The organism is Paenibacillus sp. alder61 (genome assembly GCF_020179875.1).
GTDB classification, from domain to species: domain Bacteria; phylum Bacillota; class Bacilli; order Paenibacillales; family Paenibacillaceae; genus Fontibacillus; species Fontibacillus faecis.
Genome location: NZ_JAIUDG010000034.1, coordinates 20372 through 43257, shown reverse-complemented (window position 1 = coordinate 43257; position 22886 = coordinate 20372). Strand labels below are relative to the sequence as shown.

22 protein-coding genes are annotated in these 22886 nt (G+C 53.5%); 14 read left to right on the top strand and 8 right to left on the bottom strand.

What is annotated here, in order from left to right; all coding sequences use genetic code 11:
* Window positions 1-4 precede the first annotated feature (4 nt).
* Window positions 5-2020 (top strand): glutaminase family protein, encoded by a 2016-nt coding sequence (locus LBW89_RS25840; protein ID WP_225040809.1) that lies wholly within the window; start codon window positions 5-7, stop codon window positions 2018-2020.
* 65 nt (window positions 2021-2085) lie between these two features.
* Here LBW89_RS25840 and LBW89_RS25835 read toward each other — a convergent pair whose 3' ends face one another.
* The 5 genes from LBW89_RS25835 to LBW89_RS25815 form a co-directional block, all read right to left on the bottom strand.
* Window positions 2086-2937: a YitT family protein gene (locus tag LBW89_RS25835; protein WP_225040808.1), complete on the bottom strand. Its 852-nt coding sequence runs from the start codon at window positions 2935-2937 to the stop codon at window positions 2086-2088.
* A gap of 76 nt (window positions 2938-3013) precedes the next feature.
* Window positions 3014-4258: a cation:proton antiporter gene (locus LBW89_RS25830; RefSeq protein WP_148451110.1), complete on the bottom strand. Its 1245-nt coding sequence runs from the start codon at window positions 4256-4258 to the stop codon at window positions 3014-3016.
* Window positions 4259-4753, bottom strand: a complete 495-nt coding sequence (locus tag LBW89_RS25825) for a cation:proton antiporter regulatory subunit (protein WP_148451109.1) — start codon at window positions 4751-4753, stop codon at window positions 4259-4261.
* Between the two features lie 104 nt (window positions 4754-4857).
* Window positions 4858-5211, bottom strand: coding sequence for a hypothetical protein (locus tag LBW89_RS25820; RefSeq protein ID WP_225040807.1), 354 nt, complete (start codon window positions 5209-5211; stop codon window positions 4858-4860).
* Window positions 5212-5290: 79 nt separating this feature from the next.
* Entirely contained in the window at window positions 5291-6568 is a 1278-nt protein-coding gene (locus LBW89_RS25815; protein ID WP_225040806.1) for an ArsB/NhaD family transporter, read from the bottom strand.
* 353 nt (window positions 6569-6921) lie between these two features.
* On the opposite strand from LBW89_RS25815, the gene LBW89_RS25810 reads away from it, so the two are divergent.
* The 10 genes from LBW89_RS25810 (at window position 6922) to LBW89_RS25765 (ending at window position 16775) form a co-directional block, all read left to right on the top strand.
* Window positions 6922-7218: a LiaF transmembrane domain-containing protein gene (locus tag LBW89_RS25810; RefSeq protein WP_148451106.1), complete on the top strand. Its 297-nt coding sequence runs from the start codon at window positions 6922-6924 to the stop codon at window positions 7216-7218.
* Between the two features lie 62 nt (window positions 7219-7280).
* Entirely contained in the window at window positions 7281-7955 is a 675-nt protein-coding gene (locus LBW89_RS25805) for a PspA/IM30 family protein (protein WP_148451105.1), read from the top strand.
* A gap of 5 nt (window positions 7956-7960) precedes the next feature.
* Complete coding sequence (locus LBW89_RS25800; RefSeq protein ID WP_148451104.1) at window positions 7961-8479, top strand: PspC domain-containing protein; 519 nt, start codon at window positions 7961-7963, stop codon at window positions 8477-8479.
* Between the two features lie 3 nt (window positions 8480-8482).
* Window positions 8483-9184 (top strand): PspA/IM30 family protein, encoded by a 702-nt coding sequence (locus tag LBW89_RS25795; protein ID WP_148451103.1) that lies wholly within the window; start codon window positions 8483-8485, stop codon window positions 9182-9184.
* A gap of 111 nt (window positions 9185-9295) precedes the next feature.
* Window positions 9296-9946 (top strand): cell wall-active antibiotics response protein LiaF, encoded by a 651-nt coding sequence (liaF, locus tag LBW89_RS25790; protein WP_148451102.1) that lies wholly within the window; start codon window positions 9296-9298, stop codon window positions 9944-9946.
* A 19-nt stretch (window positions 9947-9965) separates the two neighbouring features.
* A complete protein-coding gene (locus LBW89_RS25785; protein WP_148451101.1) occupies window positions 9966-11051 on the top strand; it encodes a sensor histidine kinase in 1086 nt (361 codons plus the stop codon).
* The gene (locus LBW89_RS25780; RefSeq protein WP_373317710.1) at window positions 11023-11679 is read left to right on the top strand and encodes a response regulator; all 657 of its coding nucleotides are present in this window, start codon (window positions 11023-11025) and stop codon (window positions 11677-11679) included. The genes LBW89_RS25785 and LBW89_RS25780 overlap by 29 nt, the downstream gene beginning before the upstream one ends.
* A 140-nt stretch (window positions 11680-11819) precedes the next feature.
* The gene (locus tag LBW89_RS25775) at window positions 11820-12668 is read left to right on the top strand and encodes a YwmB family TATA-box binding protein (protein WP_225040805.1); all 849 of its coding nucleotides are present in this window, start codon (window positions 11820-11822) and stop codon (window positions 12666-12668) included.
* Between the two features lie 195 nt (window positions 12669-12863).
* Window positions 12864-14411, top strand: a complete 1548-nt coding sequence (zwf, locus tag LBW89_RS25770; protein WP_148451099.1) for a glucose-6-phosphate dehydrogenase — start codon at window positions 12864-12866, stop codon at window positions 14409-14411.
* Window positions 14412-15194: 783 nt separating this feature from the next.
* Window positions 15195-16775 (top strand): peptide chain release factor 3, encoded by a 1581-nt coding sequence (locus LBW89_RS25765; RefSeq protein WP_148451098.1) that lies wholly within the window; start codon window positions 15195-15197, stop codon window positions 16773-16775.
* A gap of 139 nt (window positions 16776-16914) precedes the next feature.
* On the opposite strand, the gene sspI is transcribed toward LBW89_RS25765, so the two are convergent.
* Window positions 16915-17151, bottom strand: coding sequence for a small acid-soluble spore protein SspI (gene sspI, locus LBW89_RS25760; protein WP_148451097.1), 237 nt, complete (start codon window positions 17149-17151; stop codon window positions 16915-16917).
* A gap of 132 nt (window positions 17152-17283) precedes the next feature.
* Here sspI and LBW89_RS25755 point away from each other — a divergent pair, with 132 nt between their 5' ends.
* The 3 genes from LBW89_RS25755 (at window position 17284) to LBW89_RS25745 (ending at window position 19877) form a co-directional block, all read left to right on the top strand.
* Complete coding sequence (locus LBW89_RS25755; protein WP_148451096.1) at window positions 17284-17958, top strand: potassium channel family protein; 675 nt, start codon at window positions 17284-17286, stop codon at window positions 17956-17958.
* A gap of 184 nt (window positions 17959-18142) precedes the next feature.
* Window positions 18143-18964, top strand: coding sequence for a TrmH family RNA methyltransferase (locus tag LBW89_RS25750; protein WP_148451095.1), 822 nt, complete (start codon window positions 18143-18145; stop codon window positions 18962-18964).
* A 580-nt stretch (window positions 18965-19544) separates the two neighbouring features.
* Window positions 19545-19877: a metallophosphoesterase gene (locus tag LBW89_RS25745; protein WP_225040804.1), complete on the top strand. Its 333-nt coding sequence runs from the start codon at window positions 19545-19547 to the stop codon at window positions 19875-19877.
* 486 nt (window positions 19878-20363) lie between these two features.
* Here LBW89_RS25745 and LBW89_RS25740 read toward each other — a convergent pair whose 3' ends face one another.
* Together LBW89_RS25740 and LBW89_RS25735 are read right to left on the bottom strand one after the other, a co-directional pair.
* A complete protein-coding gene (locus LBW89_RS25740) occupies window positions 20364-21800 on the bottom strand; it encodes a glycoside hydrolase family 1 protein (protein WP_148451094.1) in 1437 nt (478 codons plus the stop codon).
* Window positions 21801-22210: 410 nt separating this feature from the next.
* On the bottom strand, window positions 22211-22849 hold the full coding sequence (locus tag LBW89_RS25735) for an S-layer homology domain-containing protein (RefSeq protein ID WP_148451093.1): 639 nt from the start codon (window positions 22847-22849) through the stop codon (window positions 22211-22213).
* Window positions 22850-22886 lie beyond the last annotated feature (37 nt).

Genomic DNA, 22886 nt, shown 5'->3' with positions numbered 1-22886 from the left:
ACCCATGAAAAGCGGCTTTCGTCCGCCCGCCGTCCCTTTGGTTACGGTGGATCCTTATTTCAGCGTCTGGTCGATGGCGGATCGGCTCACGGACGATTATACCCGGCACTGGACCGGGCAGCGGAACGCGCTAACCGGCCTGATCAGGGTTGACGGCGAGCCTTACCGTTTCGCCGGAAGGGTCGAGCCTAGCGCCGAAAGGTATTATACCGAGCCGGCGGCGATGGAACAGACCGGACTGGAGGTTACGGCGCTGACGACCGCCTATCGGTTTGCAGGGGGCGGCGTAGCGCTGGAAGTGAACTTTACGACGCCTCTGCTGCCGGACGATCTGGAAGTGTTGTCGCGTCCCGCTTCCTATATCCAATTAACCGTTCGTTCCCTGGACGGCGGTCCCCACCGGGTCCAGCTCTATTTGGATGTGACCGGGGAATGGTGCGTGGACAGGAGCGACCAGCGGGTCGTTTGGCAAAAAAGCGAGAATCCGAGCGGACTTGACCTAGTTCGGATGAGCCATGAAACACAGAATTATCTGAACCGGTCGGGAGACGATTTGCGGATTGACTGGGGAACCCTGTACCTGGCGGTTCAGGCTGGGGAATCGGCCTCCGTTTTCGCCGGGTCTGCCGGGCTGCGCAAGCGGTTTGTAAGGGAGGGGAGGATCGATGATCCGCACGCTTATGAAATATCCCAGCCTAGAGCCGTCCGCGACGGTTATCCCGTCCTCGGCCAGCTTTGGGATTGCGGCGAGGTGGGGGAGGAAGCCCTCTCCCGGGTGGTGGTGCTGGCCTACGATGATGTTTATGCGATCGAGTATTTCGGCGAGAAGCTCCAGGCTTATTGGAAAAGAAACGGAACGACCGTCCCGGCGATGCTGGAGGCCGCCTTCGCGGAAGCGCCCGACCTCTTGCGGCGCTGCCGCTTATTCGATCAACGTCTGAGGGAAGAGGCCGCTCGGTCCGGCGGAGAAAAATACGCCGATTTGCTTGCTCTGGCTTACCGTCAGGCGATCGCCGCCCATAAGCTGGTGACGGGCCCGGACGGGGAGGTTCTGTTCATGTCCAAGGAATGCTACAGCAACGGCTGCATCGCCACCGTGGACGTCAGCTATCCTTCGATCCCTTTGTTCCTGCTCTATCAGCCCGAACTCGTACGCGGCATGATGCGGCCGATCTTCAAGTATGCCGCGAGCGAGGCCTGGCCTTTTGAGTTCGCTCCTCATGATGTCGGCCAATACCCGCTGGCGAACGGTCAGGTGTATGCGGAGAACAAGCTGGAGGGGCAAATGCCCGTGGAGGAATGCGGAAACATGCTGATTATGGCCGCTGCCGTCGGCTTAGCCGACCGCCGGCTTGATTGGCTGGATCCCTACAGGCCGCTGCTGAAGCGGTGGGCGGATTATTTGTGCGAGCACGGGCTTGATCCCGAAAACCAGCTCTGTACGGATGATTTCGCGGGTCACCTGGCCCGGAACGCCAACCTGTCGGTCAAGGCGGCCATGGGGGTTGCCGGCTATGCGATTCTATTGGAATTGCAGGGGCGCCATTCCGAGTCGGAGCACTATTCCAAGACAGCCCGGGAGATGGCGGCAACATGGGCGGAATTGGCCGAAGACGGGGACCATGCCAAGCTCGCTTTCGGTCAGGACGGAACCTGGAGTTTAAAGTACAATCTGATCTGGGACCAGATTTTCGAGACGCGGATTTTTGACGAGGAGATCGCTCGAACCGAGACAGCCTGGTACGCCAAAACACAAAATGGTTACGGTGTTCCCCTGGATAGCAGGGAGACGTATACAAAGGCCGATTGGCTCGTTTGGGCCGCTGCGCTAACAACGGAAAGGGAAGCATTCATCCATTTGGTGGAACCGCTCTGGAAGGCGCTGCACGAGACAATGGACCGCGTGCCGTTTACGGACTGGTACGACACGAAGAGCGCCCGTCAACTGAATTTTCAGCACCGCAGCGTCGTCGGCGGAATATTCATCAAATTATTGAAGGATCGAGGCTTTAAAAGGTAGGAGCTTAGCGTTCGAGGATATCAAAGAGCCGCAGGTCATTGGACCTGCGGCTCTTCAATCCTATTTCAAGGTTCCACGGTGACTTCGCCATCCGGGTCGCCGTCTTTGACGAGGGCTTTCAGCCGAGGGAGCTCCAGATAATGGCATAGGCACTCCAACTGGCCCGGCGTCTTCTCCTCACTTTGGCCTTGGACCGTAACGGCCTCGCGGTTTAAGTAAAGCATCAGCCGCTCCTGAATTTCGGCGGGACGGTCCGTTTGGATCCGTACCCGCACTTGCAGGCGGATGCCCCGCAGCAGAATTTTCATCGATTCATGGGCGAGGATATAAGCGGTCACCGAGTAAACGGCCTGCTCGAAGCCGAAGTGAAAACCGGCCGCAAGCAGGATGGTGCAATTCAGCAGCAGCCTCATGCCCTCGAACGGGAAAAGCTGGCGCTGCTTTCGGGGCAACCCCTCCACGGTCTGCCCGGCCGTATCCAACGCGCCGCCGAAACGGAGGGCGAGCCCCAGCCCCGATCCGAGACAGAGTCCACCGAGCAGAGCCGCAGGCAGCGGGTCGCCCGTTAAAGCGGGGGAGGGATGGAGGACCAGCGTCCCCAGCGAGAATACGAGCAGCCCGCAAACGGTGAACAGGCCGAACGGGGCGTCGATATTTTTTCGTTCCAATAGAATCAACGGTAAATTCAGCAGGAAAAGAAACAGCCCCAATTTCATTTCTGCGGTTAAGGCGAACAGAACGGATAATCCGGTCATTCCGCCTACGACGATGCCGTGCGGCATCAGAAACAGCTCCAGCCCCGCGGCTGCGAGAATCGCCCCGGTCATGACCCCGAAAAACCGGGTAAAGGGCAGGTTCCTTATCTTCCTAAAGCGCCGGAGCTTGACGGCTGAATCGGTGGCGAGTTTGGCTTTCAAGCGAACTCCCCCCTTTCAGGGGCCGTAAGGCCCGGTTATTCGATCCTTCTATATGAATGAAGAAGGGTAACCGAGGTTAAGAAGAGGTTTCCTCCTGCAGCGGTTTATTCTGCGCAAGACGTTTCCGGTAGCGATGTTCGAATTTGAAGACTTTATCCAACATCTTCAACACCCATTTGCTTTCTTTGGCCATCAAAGGGCCCAAGATCGCCAAAATCAAAACATACAGCGCGGCGAAAGGCTGCAAAATAGCCATGAGCCCCCCGGCTTTGCCAAGGTTGACCAGGATGATCGAGAATTCACCGCGGCCCATAATCGTCAGGCCGATATTGATGGATGCTTTCGGCGACAACCCGGCTTTGCGGCCCGCAATCATTCCCGCCGTAATATTTCCGATTAAGGTAAGGATAACGGCAGCCAGCGAATACCAGACCGCTCCGCCCAATTGCATCGGGTCGATGGACAGACCGAAGCTGAAGAAGAAGGCGGCCCCGAAAAAGTCGCGGAACGGAATGACGAATTTCTCAATGCGTTTGACATGCTCGGTTTCGGCAAGCACCAGGCCGAGCAGAAGAGCGCCGATCGCTTCGGCGACGTGGATGGTTTCGGAAAATCCGGCGATCAGAAACAGGCCGGCAAAAATGACGAGAATAAACAATTCATTGGAACGAATATTCAATACGCGGTTTAGCAGAGGAACGAGCTTTCGTCCGACGAACAGCAGCAGCAGCATATAGCCGAGCGAAATCGCCGTCGATATTAGAACTCCCCCGATCGTTGACGACCCGCTGAGAATCAGGCCCGACAGAACGGAGATATAAAGCGCGAGGACAACATCTTCAAACATGGTAATGCCCAAAACCATTTCCGTTTCGGGGTTGGCGGTTCTTTTCAGATCGACTAGCACTTTGGCTACGATCGCACTGGAGGAGAAGGTGGTTATACCGGCGATGACCAGAATTTCGGGTAAAGGGAAGGAGGAGACGATACCAAATAAGACGCCGAGCGAAAAGTTGATCCCGATATAGATCGCTCCGCCCATGACAATCGATTTACCGGATTTGATCAGCCGGCTGACCGAGAATTCCAGACCCAAATAGAAGAGAAGGAAAAGCACGCCGATGCGGCCCATAAAATCGATAAACGGGGCGCTTTCGATAAAGCGGAAATCCAGATGGCCGAGTTCCATGGCATGGGGCCCTACGACCATCCCGATAATGATATAAAAAGGAATAACGGACAGACGAAGTTTTGCGGAGATCAGTCCGGCGGCCGCGATCAAAGCGACCGCCAGGCCGATCTCAAGCACGATATGATCCATTCAACCACTTCCATTCAATAGAATATGTCTGATTTGTTGTTGGTGCAGACGTTCGCCGATCACGACAACGAGGGCGTCGGCCGTTAGCATCAAATCCGGTCCCGGATTGACGTGTTTTTTCTGATTTTTTTCGATAACCGCGATAATCGTCGCGCCGGAGCGTTGACGAATACGCAGTTCGCCGATCGTTTTGCCGATCGCTTTATAGTTCGGCTCCAAACGGTACCATTCGATGATCAGGTCGCCCAAAGCGACTTCGATATTTTCCAAAGCGGTCGGCTGATATGTTACGCCGCCGATAATCGCGGACACGTATCTGGCTTCGTCATCATCCAAAGTGACCATGGAGATGCTGTCATCCGGATTTTCTTCATCAAAATGAAACATCTCGCGTCGGCCGTCATCATGAATGATGATCGTCAGCTTTTCCCCGCTGCGCGTCTGGACTACAAATTTTTTACCTATGCCTGGTAATTCGGTTTCTTTAAGATTCATGAGTTTCAAGCCTCCAGTGTTCAGGTAGTATCCCGTACCGGGATGGAAAGTTGAAGAATAGACCGACACGTTTCCCGTTATGGGTTTGCGGCGGACGGTGCGGCTTATGCCACATACATACTCGTAAATTTAATCGGCATGAGCAGGATACGCTTTTTGAATAAGTAAAAAAGCGGTCGGAACGGCACGTTGGGGGTCGCCAACAGCAGGAAAATACAGGCGCAAGCCGCTGCAATCGTGAGCGGGGCCCTGTCCATGAGCTGCTTGCCGGCATGACCCGAGTTCAGCCGCAGGATCACTTTGTGGGAATGCGCGGCCTGCCTCGTTTCATAAGCGTCCCTTTCGATGCCCGATTCCGCTTCCGGAGCCGAAGAAAAAACAGGGAGGGACAGCATCATAAAGACGGCGAGCAAAACGACGGCCAGCGTACCGGCGACGGTTTTGATTCGAAGCTTCATGACCATCCCTCCCTTGGTTTGAAAGTTACTTACCTAAAAGGATAGCATACTATGCCTTTGATCTCAAAGGATTTGACCATTAAAAGTAACGGACCAGGATATAAATACTGGAGATCAGGACCGATAGGAGCATCAACGGAAAGCCGAACTTAAGGAACCTCACGAAGGTGATCGGTTCACCTTCCTTCGCGGACATCCCGGCCGCTATCAAATTCGCGCTGGCACCGATGAGGGTGCCGTTGCCGCCGAGACAGGCGCCGAGCGCCAAGCTCCACCATAACGGTTCCAGATTGGTGATCCCCATGCCGCCCATGTCCTGGATCATCGGGATCATCGTGGCCACGAACGGAATATTGTCCAGAAATGCCGAAGCGATGGCGCTGAGCCACAAAATGAGCATCGAGGTGAACAGCGGATCGCCACCGGTCAATTTAATCGCCTGTTCGGCCAACTGCTTAATCGTTCCCGTCTCTACTAAACCGCCGACGAGGACGAACAGGCCGACGAAGAAGAAAATCGTTGGCCATTCGACGGATTGAAACGCTCTTTCCATCACATGCTCGCCGGTAAGCAGCAGCAGGATAAAGGCCCCGGCCAAAGCGACGGTCGCCGATTCGAGATGGAAGGTCTGATGCATAAAGAAGCCCAGCAGCGTAAGTCCCAGGATCGTCAAGCATTTGACCAACAGTTTGCGGTCCGTGATGAGGCCGTCCAGACTCATCTCCATCATTTTTTTACGGTTCTCGGGGGAAGTGATCAGCCCCTTGCGAAAAATCGCGATAAATAGCGGCAGCGTTACAGCCATAATAAGGATCGCCACCGGAGCCAGATTTTGCAGGAACGCCATGAACGTCAGTTCTTTGACCGCGCTGCCGATCATAATATTCGGCGGGTCGCCGATCAGGGTTGCTGTTCCTCCGACATTAGAGGCGATGACCAGCGAGAATACATAGGGAAAAGGCTTGACCTGCAGCCGTCGGGTGATGCTGAAGGCCACGGGCACCATGAGGATAATGGTTGTGACATTGTCGAGAAAAGCCGACCCCGTCGCCGTAATCAGCGCGAGCAGCCAAAGGATCGTCGATGGATTTCCCTTCGCCTTCTTGGCGGTCCAGATTCCAATATAATTGAAGAGACCCGTTTCGGCGGTTGTATTGACGATGATCATCATCCCGATCAGCAGGCCGAGCGTGTTGAAATCGATATGATGGATCGCGGTTTCCTGGTCTATGATTCCCAGAACGATCATCAGGACGGCACCGCTCATGGCAAGCAGCGTCCGGTGGATTTTCTCCGAAATAATGAGTGCATAAGTCAGTAAAAAGATGGCGATAGCCCAAATGGCTTGTTGTTCCATAGTCCCCTCCCAATGAAGTGCGACAGCGATCGGCTTCTTGCTTTACATTTCCTCGTAAAGGCGAAAATATCCGAATATCCCCGAAAAAAAGCAAAAAGAGCCCGCATGTTGGCAGGCTCCTCCGATAACTGTCGTTTTCTATTGTATGCTAGTGCTTTTATCATTATATTATCAGATATTTCGATTGTAAATATAAGAATGGCAAAACAAAGCCCAACGCCGGTCTATCCCGGGGCGGAAGGGGACCTCGACTTAGGTCTAGGTCGAAAAACCGTCCCCGGTCCGTTTTGAACAAACCGTATTCCACCTAAAATAGAGTCATAAGGTCGAACAAATGAGAGGCGGTGAGAAAAATGAAAACCAATCGGCCCAATGGTTTTGCGATCATCCTGATTGCCCTTGGCGTTTTGATTCTGTTGGGTAAATTGACCCCGTTCCTGGGCAGCCTATTCGGACTGGTGATTTCGGTCTTGATGATCGCTCTCGGTTACTACGGAATCCGGCGCGGTAATGCTTTCTTCGGATGGATCGTCCTGTTCTTCGGGGTGATTTCCCTGATTTCCAAACTGGCTTGGCTGATCGTCCCGGTGCTGGGCATCGGATTGATCGTGTACGGAATCTCTTCCCTGCGAGGCAGACGTAGTTTCTGATATAGATGGAGACACTTTATTGAAATAAGAATGACCGAAAGGTGTAGGAGGGATAGGAAGTCATGAGTGTATTTCGCCGAGTACGCGATATCACCGTCGCAACATTAAATGAACGGCTGGAGCAATCTCAGGATCCGGTGCGGCTGATCGATCAGTTTCTGATTGAAACCCGCCAGGAAATTGCCGAGGCCGAGAAACTGCATCATCAATATGCCGGTCACACCAAGCAATTGAAACATCAGGTCGATCAGGCAACAACGATGCGGAACAAACGCGAAGAGCAAGCGCTCCTCGCTCTGAAAGCCGGAGAAGAACATCTCGCCAAGCTGGCGTTGCAAGAGAAGATGCTTTATGACGAGAAAATTGAACAATATTCCGAGCTCTATACACAAAGCCTGGAATCGTTGCAAGAGTTGGAAAATCAGCTTCATGAGCTGAAGACCGAGTATCAGGTCGTCTACAGCAAGCGGCAGTATTACTATGCCAGAATGGAAACGCTGCGGCTGCAGCAGCGGATGAATCAGCGGATGAGCGGATACGGCATGCAGGATGTGCCGAAGATGTTCAACCGTTTGGAGGACCGGGTTTCCGATATGGAGTGGGAGGCTCGCAGCTTGCGCGATCTGCGGAAGGCGGGACAGGATTTTGTGAACCAGGCCGGATCGGTTATCCAATCGACACTGGAACAGGAGCTCTCCCGTTTGAAGCAGAAGCTGAATAACAAAGGGGAGGAGTAACGCGAATGGGTAGAATTTACCGCTCAAGACGGGATAGATGGGTTAGCGGCCTGCTTGGCGGGCTGGGCGAATCCTTCGGAATCAGTTCCACGGCGCTTCGGATCCTGACGATCATCAGCGTGCCCTTTACGGGCGGAACGACCATCTTTATATACTTAATCGCCTCTTTGGTGATCTCCAAAGAGCCTTATGAACCGTTCGATCCCTATTTCAATCAGGGTTGGCAGGGGAACGGAGGAGCCGGCGGATATGGAGGTTTCGGCCCGGGCCATATGGGGAATCCCGGCAATCCGGGGAACCCGGGTTATGGCTACGGTTCGCGTCGGCCGCCGAATCAACCGCCGTTTGCAAGCAACCCTTACCAGGCGAACCAACCTTACAGCAATGCCGGAATGAACGGGTTCGGCGGCGGAGAGGCCTCGAATCTGGATTCCATGATGGAAGATATCGAGAAGAAAGCGATGAAGAAAGAACTGGAAGAACTGCGAAACAAACTGTCTAAATATGAGAAGGGAGAAGTGTAAACAATGGGAGTATTCAAAAGAATTAAAGATATTACGAAAGCGTCGGTAAATGATTTGCTGGATAAGGTGGAAGACCCGATTGTGATGTTGAACCAATATCTGCGCGACATGGAGGCCGAAATCCGTGACGCCGAGGTAACGGTAGCGAAACAAATGGCCAACGAGCGCAGAATGAAGCAGCGCCTGGACGAGGCGGTTCGTATCTCCGCCCAAAGAGAAGCGCAAGCCGAAGTGGCGCTCCGCAACGGTCAGGAAGAAGTGGCGCGAAAGCTGTTGGAAGAAAAGATCCACTACGATCAAAAGCATTCCGAATTCAGCGAACTGCACGCCCAATCCGAAGCGCAGGCTAACGAATTGAAGCAGCAGCTCCATGAAATGAAGGATGAGTTCTACAAACTGCGCAACAAACGGAATGAGCTGGTAAGCCGTGCGCAAATGGCGAAGGCCAGAAAACAAATGTCGCAAATCAGCAGCCTGCATTCGATCGAAAGCGGCAACGCGTCGCTCGGATTCCACCGTATGGAGGAAAAAATCATGCAGATGGAGGCGGAAGCCGAAGTGGCCGGCGTTGTTTACCGCGGAACGTCTTCCTCGTCCTACATCAGCCCGGCTGACGCCGAGAAACAGTTGAAAGTGGACGCTCAACTGGAGGCGTTGAAAGCCAAGCTGAATCCTTCCGAAAAGCGCGAAGAAAGCGTGGAATAACAGCTACACAGTCCATGGGACAATGTGGTATGCTAGACAGGGTAAAGCCATGCGGTATGGAATCCATACCGTTATGGCTTTTCCGACTTATGAACCGGCAGGAGGTGCGGCATGGACACAAAGAAAAGGTTCTTGGCCATCGGGTTGATCGGACTTGGCGTATTGATGATTTTTGGCAAATGGCTGAGTTTTTTTACCATTGTCGCCCTCTTTCTTTTGGGTTACGGCATTTATAAAATTCGCCAGGGGGAAGAGGTCCGCACCGGGTACATTTTGCTAGCCGTGGGCGGAGGGCTGATCCTGCTGGACCACTTTATGCTGGTCGTGGCGATCCTGATGGTTTCGCTGGGCCTCTATTATGCGAAAGTTCGCAAAACCCAGCCGCAAGGCGGTTATATGCAAAAGCAAAGCATCACTTCCAGCATTCACTGGGACCGCGATCCCTGGACGCTGAGAAATACGAGCATGTGGCATGTGCTTGGAGAGATCGATATCGATATGTCGCTGGCCATCTCGGAGGGGCCTGACAGTATCTTGATGTTCCAAGGCGTCGTAGGGGATATCGACCTGGCGGTTTCGGAGGATTACGGCGTTGAGATCGAAGCGTTCGTCCTGTTCGGGCAAATTGATTTCAGCCTGGACCGGGAGACGGGAATGCTGAACCGGTTGTACTGGAAATCGCCGAATTATGAGGAACGCGAACATAAGGTGAAAATAATCATTTCCTATCTGGTCGGAGATGTTGATATACGATTAATTTAGAGAGGAGGATCGCCTTCGCATGAGGAACAGAAAGCCGCGGAACATGGTCTCCCGCAGTATGCGGGAGGGGATCCTTCTATGTTTTGTTTTGTTGGCCGTCATCGTATATACGCTTTATACATATGGATATGTCGAACCCTCCACGAATTGGAAGACGGGAATCAGCGCGGGCTTGACGCTGCTTACCCTGCTGCTGAGCATCGGTGCGGCTTTCGGCTTTTTGCAGGGCTACCGGCAGAAGCGTAAGCTGGACTTGCTGCGGGACGCGCTGCTGCAATGGGAGAAAGGCAATCAGACCGGGACCGTCCCCAAACTGGGCGACGACGAGATCGGCGGCCTGGGCGAGCAACTGGAGCGGATCGGTAAACGCTGGGAGGAGCAGGTCAGCTCGCTGCAGCGTCTATCGACCCATAATGCGCAGCTGGCGGAGCAGGCCCGGATATCGGCGATCGTGGAGGAGAGACAGCGGCTGGCCCGTGAACTGCACGATGCGGTGTCCCAGCAGCTGTTTGCGATCTCCATGACGGCCACGGCGGTCGGAAGGACGCTGGAAAAGGATTTTGACAAGGCGCAGCGCCAGGTGGAACTGATCGAGGAGATGGCATCGGTCGCCCAATCGGAGATGAGGGCCTTGCTCCTACACTTGCGTCCGGTGTATCTGGAAGGTAAGGAACTGTCTCAAGGCCTGAAGGAACTCGTCAGAGAGTTGAAAACGAAAGTGCCGATGGACCTCTCGTTGGAAATGGACGAGGAGTTGAATCTCGGGAAGGGGATCGAAAACCACCTGTTCCGGATTATCCAGGAGGCCATGTCCAATACGCTCCGGCATGCCAAAGCCGATAAGATGGAAATCCGTATTCACCGGAAAGGCGACGCGGTCAAGGTTACGCTGCGCGACAACGGCATCGGCTTCCAACTGGACGAGAAGAAACAGGCTTCCTATGGATTGTCGACCATGCAGGAACGGGTCGGCGAGATCGGCGGGTCCATCCAGTTCATTACCGCTCCCGGCAAAGGGACGCGCATAGAAATTACGGTACCGTTATTGATTGAGGAATTCGGAGGTGAGAATCATCATGGAGATGGAAGAGGACAAGATGATTAAAGTACTGCTGGTGGATGACCACGAGATGGTCCGGATCGGGTTGGCCGCCGTGCTCGGCACCGAAGACGGCATCGAAGTCGTAGGGGAAGCCAGCAGCGGGGTAGAGGGCATCCGCCTGGCCCAGGAATACAAGCCGGATGTCGTCCTGATGGATCTGGTAATGGAAGGAATGGACGGCATCGAAACGACGCGTCAACTGCTGAAACTCTATCCCGATTGCAAAGTCATCGTGCTGACCAGTTACCTGGACGACGAGAAGATGTATCCCGTCATTGAAGCGGGGGCCTTCAGCTACCTGCTCAAAACTTCACGCGCCTCCGAAATCGCGGAGGCGATCCGCGCCGCGGTCCGGGGACAATCCGTCCTGGAATCCCAGGTGGCTTCCAAGATGATGAACCGTTTCCGCCAGCCGAAAGCGGAGACGCCGGCTCATGAAGAGTTAACCGAGCGGGAAATGGATGTGCTTCGTCTTCTGGCTCAAGGGAAATCGAATCAGGATATCGCCGATGATCTGATTATCGGCATCAAGACGGTGAAGTTTCATGTTACGAACATTCTGGCCAAGCTGGGCGTGGAAGACCGCACGCAGGCGGCGATTTACGCCTACAAGAACGGCCTGGCCGAATGAATGGAAAGCGGACCTAGAAGGAAGGGGTCCGCTTTTTTTGTTTTGTTATTGTGTCAGCTGAGAAACGAACGTATATATCGGCCGCCGGCGGGGCATTCTGAAGCTAATGATAGATTACTAGATTAGCGGAGGGAATTTCGATGCGGAAGCCGGGCGGATTGAAGAACAACAGAATGATGGGGATGGCGGGATGCGCCCTGGTGCTGGTTCTAATCATCGCCGGTTTTCTCGGGCGCGGCGAATCATCGGCGGTTCCTGCGGTTACCGATCATGCGATGGGAGACAAGCATTCTCCCGCCGCGGCCGCGGCTCAATGGGAGCAATTGATGGAACTGGCCGCAGGGGCCGTGCGGGAAGATCTCCAAGGGACGGCAAAGTGGCAGGGGGCGTGGCCGACCCTGCTGTCGCCGGAGGAAGCGGCGGGCGCCCTGGCTTCCCGGCTGGGCTTGGGCGGAATCCGGGAAGAGCGGGTGCAGGGCCGGACCGTTTACCGGGCGTCGGGCGACGCGGAAGCGATCGCTTCCAGCTTGACGTTAACGAAGTTCCCCGGGGAAGACGAGAGTTATTATGTCGTGCTGCGTATGGAGGGCCAGGGGGCTGGGGCTGTTCGAGGGATGAAGGAACGGATCGCGCTGAGCGGGGAATCGTTGGCGGATGAAGGCGTCCGTATCCAATGGAATGGCGCCTTGCAGGGGGAACTCAACCCGGAGGCGGCAGGACAGGCTTCTGCGGAACAAGCGGTGCAATCACCGCTTCACCGCAGTCTCTCGACCCTGGAAAAAGGGAACTGGCATGCATTAAATTTAACGGCAGTGGAAGATTATGAGGACGGAGGGACGATCAGCCGCTCGTACACTGTTCCGGACATGGCAATTTCCGTCGCAAGCGGCGGCCATCAGGTTTCATTGCAGATGGCTGTTCATCGGAACGACCTGACCGGCCGGGAGGAGATTTCGCTCGGCTCGCCGTTATTGACAGTTGAATATTAATGAGACAAAAATAAATATTAGATAAAAGTTAAATGAATTTTCAGAAAAGCAGAGCATTTTTGGTATGAATATGATGGCATCATTTTTAGGAATATGCTAAAATTACATCACATCCAGTGATGCCGTGTAAATTCATATCATTGGTTGGAATTTGAATAAATATTCACTATATTACATAGAAAGAAATGAGGAGCCATGGCTGAATTTGAAAATTTAGAATCACTGCAAACACCTGGAGCGGTATTTTTTATTTTTGGGGCAACCGGAGATTTGGCACGCCGTAAGCTCTTCCCTGCCATATATTCGTTATATCGCGAAGGAAAACTGGCGGAGGATTTCGCGGTAATCGGCGTAGCGCGCCGGCCGCGCACACAAGAAGAATTCCGTGACGACGTCCATCGCTCCATTCAGGAGTTTTGTCGCTATAAAGTAAAGGATGAGGCCGCTTGGGCGCAGTTTGCCGAGCACTTTTCCTACAAATCGCTGGATATCAACAATATCGATGGGTACCATGAACTTCGGGAACTCACGGAGACGGTCGAGTCGCGCTTTAGCATTCCGGGCAATCGGCTGTTCTACCTTGCGCTTGCCCCCGAGCTGTTCGGCAGCGTATCCTTTAACTTGCAGAAAGGCGGCATGCTGAACAGCGGCGGCTGGCATCGTCTGGTCATCGAGAAGCCGTTCGGCTATGATCTGCTCTCCGCACAGAAGCTGAATGAAGAGCTGAACCAGGTCTTTAAGGAAGAGGAAATCTATCGGATCGATCACTATCTCGGCAAAGAGATGGTTCAGAATATCGAAGTGATCCGCTTTGCGAACGCGTTCTTTGAACCGCTTTGGAACAACAAGCACATCTCCAACGTGCAAATCACGCTGAGCGAAACGGTCGGCGTCGAGGAGCGCGGCGGATATTACGACCACTCCGGCGCTTTGCGGGATATGGGCCAGAACCATATGCTGCAGATGCTGACGATGATCGCCATGGAACCGCCAAGCCGTTTGTTCCCGGAAGATATCCGGGACGAGAAGGTGAAGGTGCTCCGTTCCTTACGGCCGTACGGTTCGGCTCAGGAAGTGAAGGAGAACGTCGTCCGCGGGCAGTACACGGAAGGCGAAGCGGGCGGCAAGAAGCTGCCGGGGTATCGCCAAGAGGACAAGGTGGACCCGAATTCGAATACGGAAACCTATTTTGCGGCCAAAGTATTCGTAGATAACTTCCGTTGGGCGGGCGTTCCGTTCTACATCCGTACCGGGAAACGCCTTCCGGTCAAAACGACGGAGGTTGTGGTAGAGTTCAAGCAAATGCCGACGAATGTGTATCTCGGACAGAAGCATAACCTCGAACCGAACCTGCTGGTCATCCGCGTAAATCCGATGGAAGGCATCTACATCAAGATCAACGCGAAGAAGCCGGGGTCGGATTCCAAGATCGAACCGCTCGCCATGGAATTTTGCCAAAGCTGCCAGGTCGGCATCAACTCGCCGGAAGCTTACGAACGCTTGATCCATGACGCGGCTAACGGGGATTCCACTTACTTTACCCGCTGGGATGAAGTGGCGACGGCCTGGGCTTTCGTCGATCGGATCGCTTCCGCTTGGGCGCAAAATCCGGCCGACATCAGCAAATATCCTGCCGGCTCCTGGGGGCCGAAGGAAGCCGATGAGCTGCTGGCCAAAGACGGGTTCCACTGGTGGCCGGTCAACGGTCAGGAAGAGGACAACGTCGTCTGGGTTAGACCTTAGAAAGATTAGCTATAGATGTGTACGAGCCGTCTTCGAGCGATAAGCTTGGGGGCGGCTTTTTGTTTGAGGCTTTAGCCAGTTGAGCTCGCGAAGCGCGCTACACCACCTGCTATGCGGGTGGTGTAGCGCTGCTGATAGCAAAGAACCACCTGATGGGGTCGATATATAGGAGTGTTCAAGCTACTATGGATAACGAAAGGAAAAGGTGGCTTAATGGCTAATCGAAGGGATATGTCACATACAAAGAGGTGCCTAGTGTGCTTCCAAGCTTCCAACTCCAAAAAGATGCAAATCTGCAGGTATTTAAGCCGATTCCCAAGGGAATGCGAAAAAAGATGCAAATCTGCAGGAATTTCCATCAATTGTAGAGAAACGAGGCTGTTTCGTCAAAAATTCCTGCAGATTTGCAGGTATTTAGAAATTTTGAGTCCAAACAGGAAAAAAGCATGCAGATATGCAGGAATTTTATGTTATCAAGGTTGTCTGAAGGGGCACTAGGGGACTAGTAATAATCGTACCCCTTCAGGGGTAGACAAAAGCGGCAATGGCATTGTAGCTTGAACGTAGTGAAAGCTAGCGCCTTTAGATGCGAGCCGGTAATAAAGGCTTATAGCCTTAGAGAAAACTCCCCGTTCGCACGGGTGGCTTTGATTGCAGCGATAGTTTCAGGAAATTTTTTTTAAAGACAAAGTAACGGGATTCGGGCGAGGGAAGTGGCGTATGTTGAGATAAAATGTGTTACAATAAGAGACGTGACTTTGTAGAAGCGAGAGGAAAGTGAGAATGAGCAAAGCATTGGAACAACTGCAGCAGGAAGTGGATAAACGCAGAACGTTTGCGATCATCTCCCACCCGGACGCCGGGAAAACGACGCTTACGGAGAAACTGCTTTTGTTTGGGGGCGCCATCCGCCTGGCCGGTTCGGTCAAAGCGCGGAAAGCCAGCAAACACGCGACAAGCGACTGGATGGAAATCGAGAAGCAGCGGGGGATTTCCGTTACCTCTTCCGTCATGCAGTTTGATTATAAAGGACATCGCATCAATATTTTGGATACGCCGGGTCACCAGGACTTCAGTGAAGATACGTACCGCACCCTAACGGCCGCGGACAGCGCGGTCATGCTGATCGATGTGGCCAAGGGCGTCGAGGCTCAGACGATCAAGCTTTTTCAGGTATGCGCCAAACGGGGGATCCCGATCTTTACCTTCATCAACAAATTGGACCGCGAAGGCCGCAACCCGTTTGAGTTGATGGAGGAAATCGAGCGTGTGCTCGGCATCCGCTCCGTACCGATGAACTGGCCGATCGGCATGGGCCGCGAGCTGTGCGGAGTGTACGACCGGATGAAAAATCAAGTGGAGCTGTTCCAAGGGGACGATCACTCGAACATCCAGGTCACCAAGGTGAAGGATTACACGGACCCGGTGATTCGTGAAATGGCCGGCGAATATTTGCATGACCAACTGTGCCAGGATGTCGAGCTGCTTGATGTGGCGGGCGATCCGTTTGATCTTGAAAAAGTGAAGCGCGGCGAACTTACACCGGTCTTCTTCGGCAGTGCGGTCAACAATTTCGGTGTGCAGACATTCCTCGAGAACTTTCTGCAGCTTGCCCCGAAACCGGAACCTCGTCGCAGCACGAACGGACTTGTGGAGCCGACGAACGAGAAGTTCTCGGGCTATGTCTTCAAAATCCAGGCGAATATGAACCCGGCGCACCGCGACCGGATCGCGTTTTTGCGTATCGTATCCGGGAAGTTCGAACGCGGCATGTCCGTCAAGCACGTGCGTGCGGGCAAAGAGATTAAGCTGTCCCAGCCGCAGCAGTTCCTGGCCCAGGATCGGGATATCGTCAGCGAAGCTTACCCGGGGGATATTATCGGGCTGTTTGACCCGGGGATTTTCCGGATCGGCGATTCGCTCAGCCAGGGCAGCGAAGTTGTATTCGACGAGCTTCCGACGTTCTCGCCGGAGATTTTCGCCAAAGTAACGGTGAAAAATGCGCTCAAGCACAAGCAATATCAAAAAGGGATCGACCAACTGACCGAAGAGGGGACGATTCAGGTATTCACCACCGTCGGTTTTGAAGATACTCTGCTCGGTGTGGTGGGGCAGCTGCAGTTCGAGGTGTTCGAGTACCGGATGAAGGGCGAATACGGGGTGGACGTTCAGCTTCAGCGCATGCCTTTCCAATTTGCGCGCTGGATCGTGGCCGATAAGATCGACCCGTCGAAATTCCGGATCAACTCGACGCTCGTCAAAGACAAGAAGGGGAACTATGTCGCCTTGTTCGAGAACGAATATGCGATGCGCACGGCCATGGAAAAAAATCCGGACGCCCAGTTCCTCGAAACAGCGCCTTAAGCAACTTGAGATATTAGCGTTTTGCCGTCCGCCGGGGCGGCTTCTTTTTTTGCCATAAACGGGTGAGGGGGATAAGCAGAACGAGCCTCTTGAACGCCAAAAGCGGCGGCAGAAGGCTCGTTTGCGGAAAGGGGAGGGCCTATTTCAACGGCTTGATGTCGGCCGCATCGATCTGCTGTTTGAGGACGGACAGAAGCTCATTCTGCCGGGCGGTATCGATGTTTTTCCAGATCAATTCAAAAACGGCGCCAAGTCCCGGAAGCGCGGCTTCCTGGGCATCGACCGAGCCTTCGATCATTTCGCGCAGCCCTTGCTCGCTCTGGCCGTGGATTTTGTGCATAATCGCCTCGCGCAATGTCATCGTAATGGACGGCATGAATCTTTTCCCTCCTTGGTCATAGTTGTCCGCTGTTAATGTGCCCCTTACCGTCCGCGAAAATTCAAGTTTCCCGGGGAATGTGATATACTATAGCAATCCATAAATGATTCGGGATGGTGAAAGCAGATCATGGCTCATAGAGAGAAGAAACAGTTTGCCGTCATCGGGATGGGGCGATTCGGGTTGAGCGTGGCCAAGGCGTTAAGCGGAATGGGCTTCGACGTTCTCGCGATCGATTCCGACGAACAGCGTACCCAGGCCGTTTCGAATATAGTCACGCATGCGGTTTCAGCCGACTCGACCGATGAGGAAGCGCTCCGCGCCCTCGGCATCCGAAACTTTGACGTTGTGGTCGTCGCCATTGGGGAGGACATTCAGTCCAGCATTCTGACCACCTTGATCTTGAAGGATTTGGGAGGACCGCTGATCGTGGTCAAAGCCCAGAACGAACTGCACGGCAAGGTGTTGAATAAAATCGGCGCCGATAAGGTGATTTTTCCGGAGCGGGACATGGGACTGCGGGTAGCCCACCATCTGACATCCCCCAATGTGCTGGATTACATCGAGCTTTCCGACGAGTACAGTATCGTCGAATTGCGGGTGACCCAAGCGATGGTCGGGCAGAACCTGAAGGAACTGAACGTGCGGGCCCGTTTTGGCTGCAACGTGATGGCGATCAAGCGCGGGACGAAAATGAACATTTCGCCTTCTTCCACGGACCGTCTCACCGAAGGGGACATTCTTGTCGTCGTCGGGGAGAAGAACGATCTGACCAAGATGGAATTGGCGTATGCGGAAGGGTAAGGTTAGGTAAAATAGCGTTGCACCGGGGATCATGGAGCTTGGCTGCGCAGTGAAAAATTCCTGCAAGTGCAGGCTTTTTCCGTTTTGATCGGATACGGCGGGAACGCAGAGGATAAACGGGTTGTGCGCGATCGAAACGGGAAGCGGACCGCGATTTTAATCTGAACAAAGGAATGAACCATTCATGCAGATACTGTCTCCGCAAAACGGCCGGGTCAAAGAATGGGCCGGGCTTCTGGAGAAAAAACACCGGGACAAGCAGGGCAAGTTTTTGATCGAGGGAATTCACCTCGTTCAGGAAGCGCTGGAGGCGCGGGCGGACATCGAATGCGTCTGTTATGACGCAGAGGGCGGGATCCCCGCCGAGCTGGCCCAGGCCGCTTCGGCCGGCCTGGACGTGGAGTGGATCGCCGTGTCGGCGGCGGTCATCGCCAAATGCAGCGACACGAAGACGCCGCAGCCCGTGTTCGCCGTCGTCCGCAAGGCCGACGGCGGGGCGGAGCCGCTGCTCGGGCAGGCGGGCGGCCTGGTGGTGGTGCTGGACGGCGTGCAGGATCCCGGCAACGTCGGCACCATCATCCGCACCGCCGACGCGGTCGGGGCGGACGGGGTGATCGTCGGCGCAGGCTGCGCCGACATCTACGGGCCCAAGGTGCTGCGCGCCACCATGGGCTCGATCTTTCACTTGCCGGTGGTCCACGGCAAGCTCGCGGAGCTGCTGCCGCAGGCGAAGCGCCGCGGCATCCGGCTCGCCGGCACGAGCCTCCAGGGGGCGGTCAACTGCTTCGCGTACGACTTTACCGGCCCGGTATGGCTGCTGTTCGGCAGCGAAGGCAGCGGGCTCAGTCCGGAAGTCCGCGAATTGATGGACGACGGCCTCATCATTCCGATGCGCGGACGGGCGGAGTCGCTGAACGTGGCGATGGCCGCCTCGGTGCTGCTGTACGAGGCGCTGCGGCAGCGTCATTTTTCCAACAACAATAATTCCCGTCCCATGTCTAACTAACTGTCCCTGACTAAAATAACTGTCCCTAAAACACCAAAGACTGGCAGAAGATCAATCCTCACCCGATCTCTCCCCAGTCTTTTTCTCTGCCCTTTCAAGCCTATTCCCCTAATGATTGGAGGGGGGGGTTCGAAATAAAGGGAATTCTTCCCGTTAATTTGATACTTGTGCGGCTGCAGAGGTGAATTAGCTGGAAAATCTCCCGCTAATTCGCCTGAAATTGTGTATATCTGCAATAGGGCCGTGAAATAGTTGGAGGTTTTCCAGCTAAATTTGATTGAAGAGCCAAGAGTGGTATATTAACGGGAAATTTTCCCGTTAATGAAATAGACGTGAGCCGGACGATGTAAGTGTGGAGAGAGTGTAAGATTATGGCGAAGGAACGTGCGGAAGTAAGTAAGTAAGTAAGTAAGTAAGGAGACCGTTTCTGGGCAGTTAGCTTAAAAGATGCCCATAAGATGAACAGATGACGGGCAACCCGTATGGCACGACGCGTATCAGTAGGCCATCTTGAATGAAGTGCGGAAGTTTATTTTTAATAGGCTGGATTAGGGAATTAAATCTTACAGGTGGTGGCGTAATGAAGTATTTCATCACTGATATACATGGTGAGTATAAAGGGCAGTTATTGCTAAAGCATGCTGAAATTGACTTTGCGACGGACCAGCTTGTTATTGGCGGCGATATGATTAACCGGGGGAAGGAAAGCGGCAGGGTGATCAAAAAGCTAAAAGATTTGGTTGATAAATACCCCGAAAATGTATTTGCTTTGATTGGAAATCATGAGGAAATGATGCGGAATTATTTGCGGAGCGGAGATACCCTTTGGCTGTCTCATGGAGGAAAAGATACGATGAGGGATTTTGAGAAGACCTTCCCCAATGAGGCAACGAGAAAGGAATATATGGTTTAGGCGTGCAATTTGCCGATGGTGTTTGAGGATGACGAGTTTGTTTATACTCTCGCCGGCTTGAATCCTTATGAGCCAATAAACAAGCAAAACAGGGACATTTTATGGATGTCGGAAACGAATTTTTATAGTCTCCCTAAAGAGGCCCTCTTTACTTTAACCCGGAACAAACCTGTGGTGCATGGTCATACCCCCGTCGAACGGATTTATTTTGATGGAGTGCGACTCAATTGCGATTTGGGTTCAAATACATACTCGGTTATGGAAGAACGGGGACTCTGTCTGATGGAGCTGGATCGGATGATCTATTATGTTTACAAGCAATCTACAGGGAAGATCGAAGAGCGGAAAGTTTTACGATACTAGAGAAGCATTGCGGGCTTACAAGGGGCTTACTCTTACTACAGAAGAGAAGGCTGCTCTCTAAACAAAACAAAAGACGCTTATGCCGGGAGGGCTTGTCCTGGTAAGCGTCCATGTTTTACATAATTACCTATTCTGTTTCCGTTCAAAATGAACTAAACTCTGCCCGTTGGTGGAGATCACTTCTTTGTACCAATGGAAGGATTTTTTGCGGTAACGGTTCAGGGTTCCGGTCCCGTCATCATTCCGGTCGACATAGATGAATCCGTACCGTTTGCTCATTTCCGCGGTCGAAGCGCTGACCAAATCGATGCAGCCCCAAGCGGTATAGCCCATGATCTCGATGCCGTCCTCCAGCGCTTCACCCACCTGGACCAGGTGGTCGTTCAAATATTGAATCCGGTAATCGTCCTCCACCGTCGGGACCCCGTCCGCGTCCTTGATGAGTTCGTCCTTGGCTCCCAATCCGTTCTCCACGATGAACAGCGGCTTCTGATAGCGGTCGTAGAACATGTTCAGCACATAGCGAAGCCCTTGGGGATCGATTTGCCAGCCCCATTCGCTTGCCTGCAAGTAGGGATTGGTGACGCCGCCCAGCAGGTTGCCTTCCGAGTTTTTGCGAAGCTCCGGATCCGCCGTTCCGCAGGTGCTGACATAGTAGCTGAAGGAAATAAAGTCCACCGTATGCTTTAAAATCTCCTCGTCGTCGGGTCCCATTTGAATGGATATTCCGTTCTCGCGAAAATAGCGTTTCATGTACCCGGGATAACGGCCTCTGGCCTGGACGTCGGCAAAGAAGTAATTTTTATGCTCGAACTCCATGGCCGCGATGACGTCATCGGGGTTCGGGGTCAGCGGGTAAGTCGGCATACTCAGCACCATGCAGCCGATTTTTGCGTCTGGCATCATTTCGTGTCCGATTTTGACGGCCAGCGCGCTGGCGACAAGCTCGTGATGAACGGCTTGATACAGGTCCTGCTTGCTCAACTCCCGTTTCGGGGTATAGATGCCCCCGCTCAAGAACGGTTCTTCCAAAATAGAGTTGATCTCATTAAAGGTCAGCCAGTACTTGACTTTGCTTTTGTAACGGTCAAACACGGTTCTTGCGTAACGTTCATAAAAGCCGATCAGTTTCCGGTTCACCCAACCATTGTACCGCTTCGACAAATGCAGTGGGGTTTCATAGTGGGAGAGGGTTACGAGCGGCTCCATTCCGTGTTTGAGGCATTCGTCGAACAGATCGTCGTAAAATTTAAGGCCTTGTTCATTCGGTTCGAGGTCGTCCCCATGCGGAAAAATTCTCGACCAGGCGATGGAGGTCCGGAACACTTTAAAGCCCATTTCGGCAAAAAGTTGGATATCTTCCTTATAGCGGTGATAAAAGTCGATGCCCACCAGCTTCAAGTTATCTTCGGTAGGCGATTCGGTGATGGGGCCTTTGACCCCCTTTGGAGCCACATCTTGCGTGGATAACCCCTTACCGTCTTCGTTATAGGCTCCTTCGCATTGATTGGCCGCAACCGCGCCTCCCCACAAAAATCCATCCGGAAATCGGAAACCCATGATGCTCCACCTCTCTTTTTTCAAATTATCACTATAGGGTAAACGGAATGGAATGCTCTCATGCATGTCTAAGGAGAGAAGTCTTTTAGACTCACGGCTGTCGAGGTGCCGAGCGTTCTTCCAACCTTCCAACCCTGCCAACTCCAAAAAGATGCAAATCTGCAGGTATTTTTAGCGATTTTAAAGAAACGAGCCGGTTTCGTCGAAAATGCCTGCAGATTTGCAGGCATTTTCAAATTTTGGGTTCCGAACACGAAAAATTCCTGCAGATTTGCAGGAATTCGATGTTATCCAGGTTGTCTGATGGGGGACTGGTGTAGTTGGAAGAGGACGCCGTATAGCGCAGTTGAACAAAAAAAGGACAGGCACAAGATAACTCTTGCCTGTCCTTTCCGTCGTGCCGGTTGGCGTCAAATCTGCGGGATGTCCCGCGGATCGCTTGGTTCCGCCGGTCGCTCCAGCAAGCCGCCGACACCGTATTCGCTCAAATTCTTGATGAACTGCAGCGCTTCGGCCCGGGTGAGTTTCCCGGCCCCGTCGAAGCCCTTTACGCTGAGGTCGTCCGGTTTTTTACCCTGAGCGAGGCCGAAGGCCAGCAGGTAGGAAATGGCGTCATCTCCGTTAAAGTGGACGCCCTCGGCGGAGGTCAGCAGCTCGGCCGCTTGTTTGCGCAGCAGCGGCTGATTTCTGGCGGCAGCGTTCTTGCTCCCGGTTACGGGGTAATTCAATTCGTGCGCCCGATTATAGTAGGCATCGGCCCAGTAACTCGCCGGACTCGAAACCGCGTCCCCTTCAAAAGCGCGCAACAGCATCGCCAAAAACTCGGCTTCGGTCACAAGTTTGTTCGGCTGAAAGGTTCCGTCCTGGTAACCTTTGATCATGTTATGCGTCAGGCCCCACTGTACGGTAGCTTCATACCATGAACCTTGGCGGACATCGGTAAAAGCGGTGCTTGCGGCTTGGGCGCCGGACGGGAGCGAAGCTCCCAGCAAGCCGAGCAGGAGGGTTGAGGCGGTTAACGCCTTTATAAATTTGCTTTTCATTTTCATCGTATAAATCCCCTATTCTGTTGAATCATGCATGTCC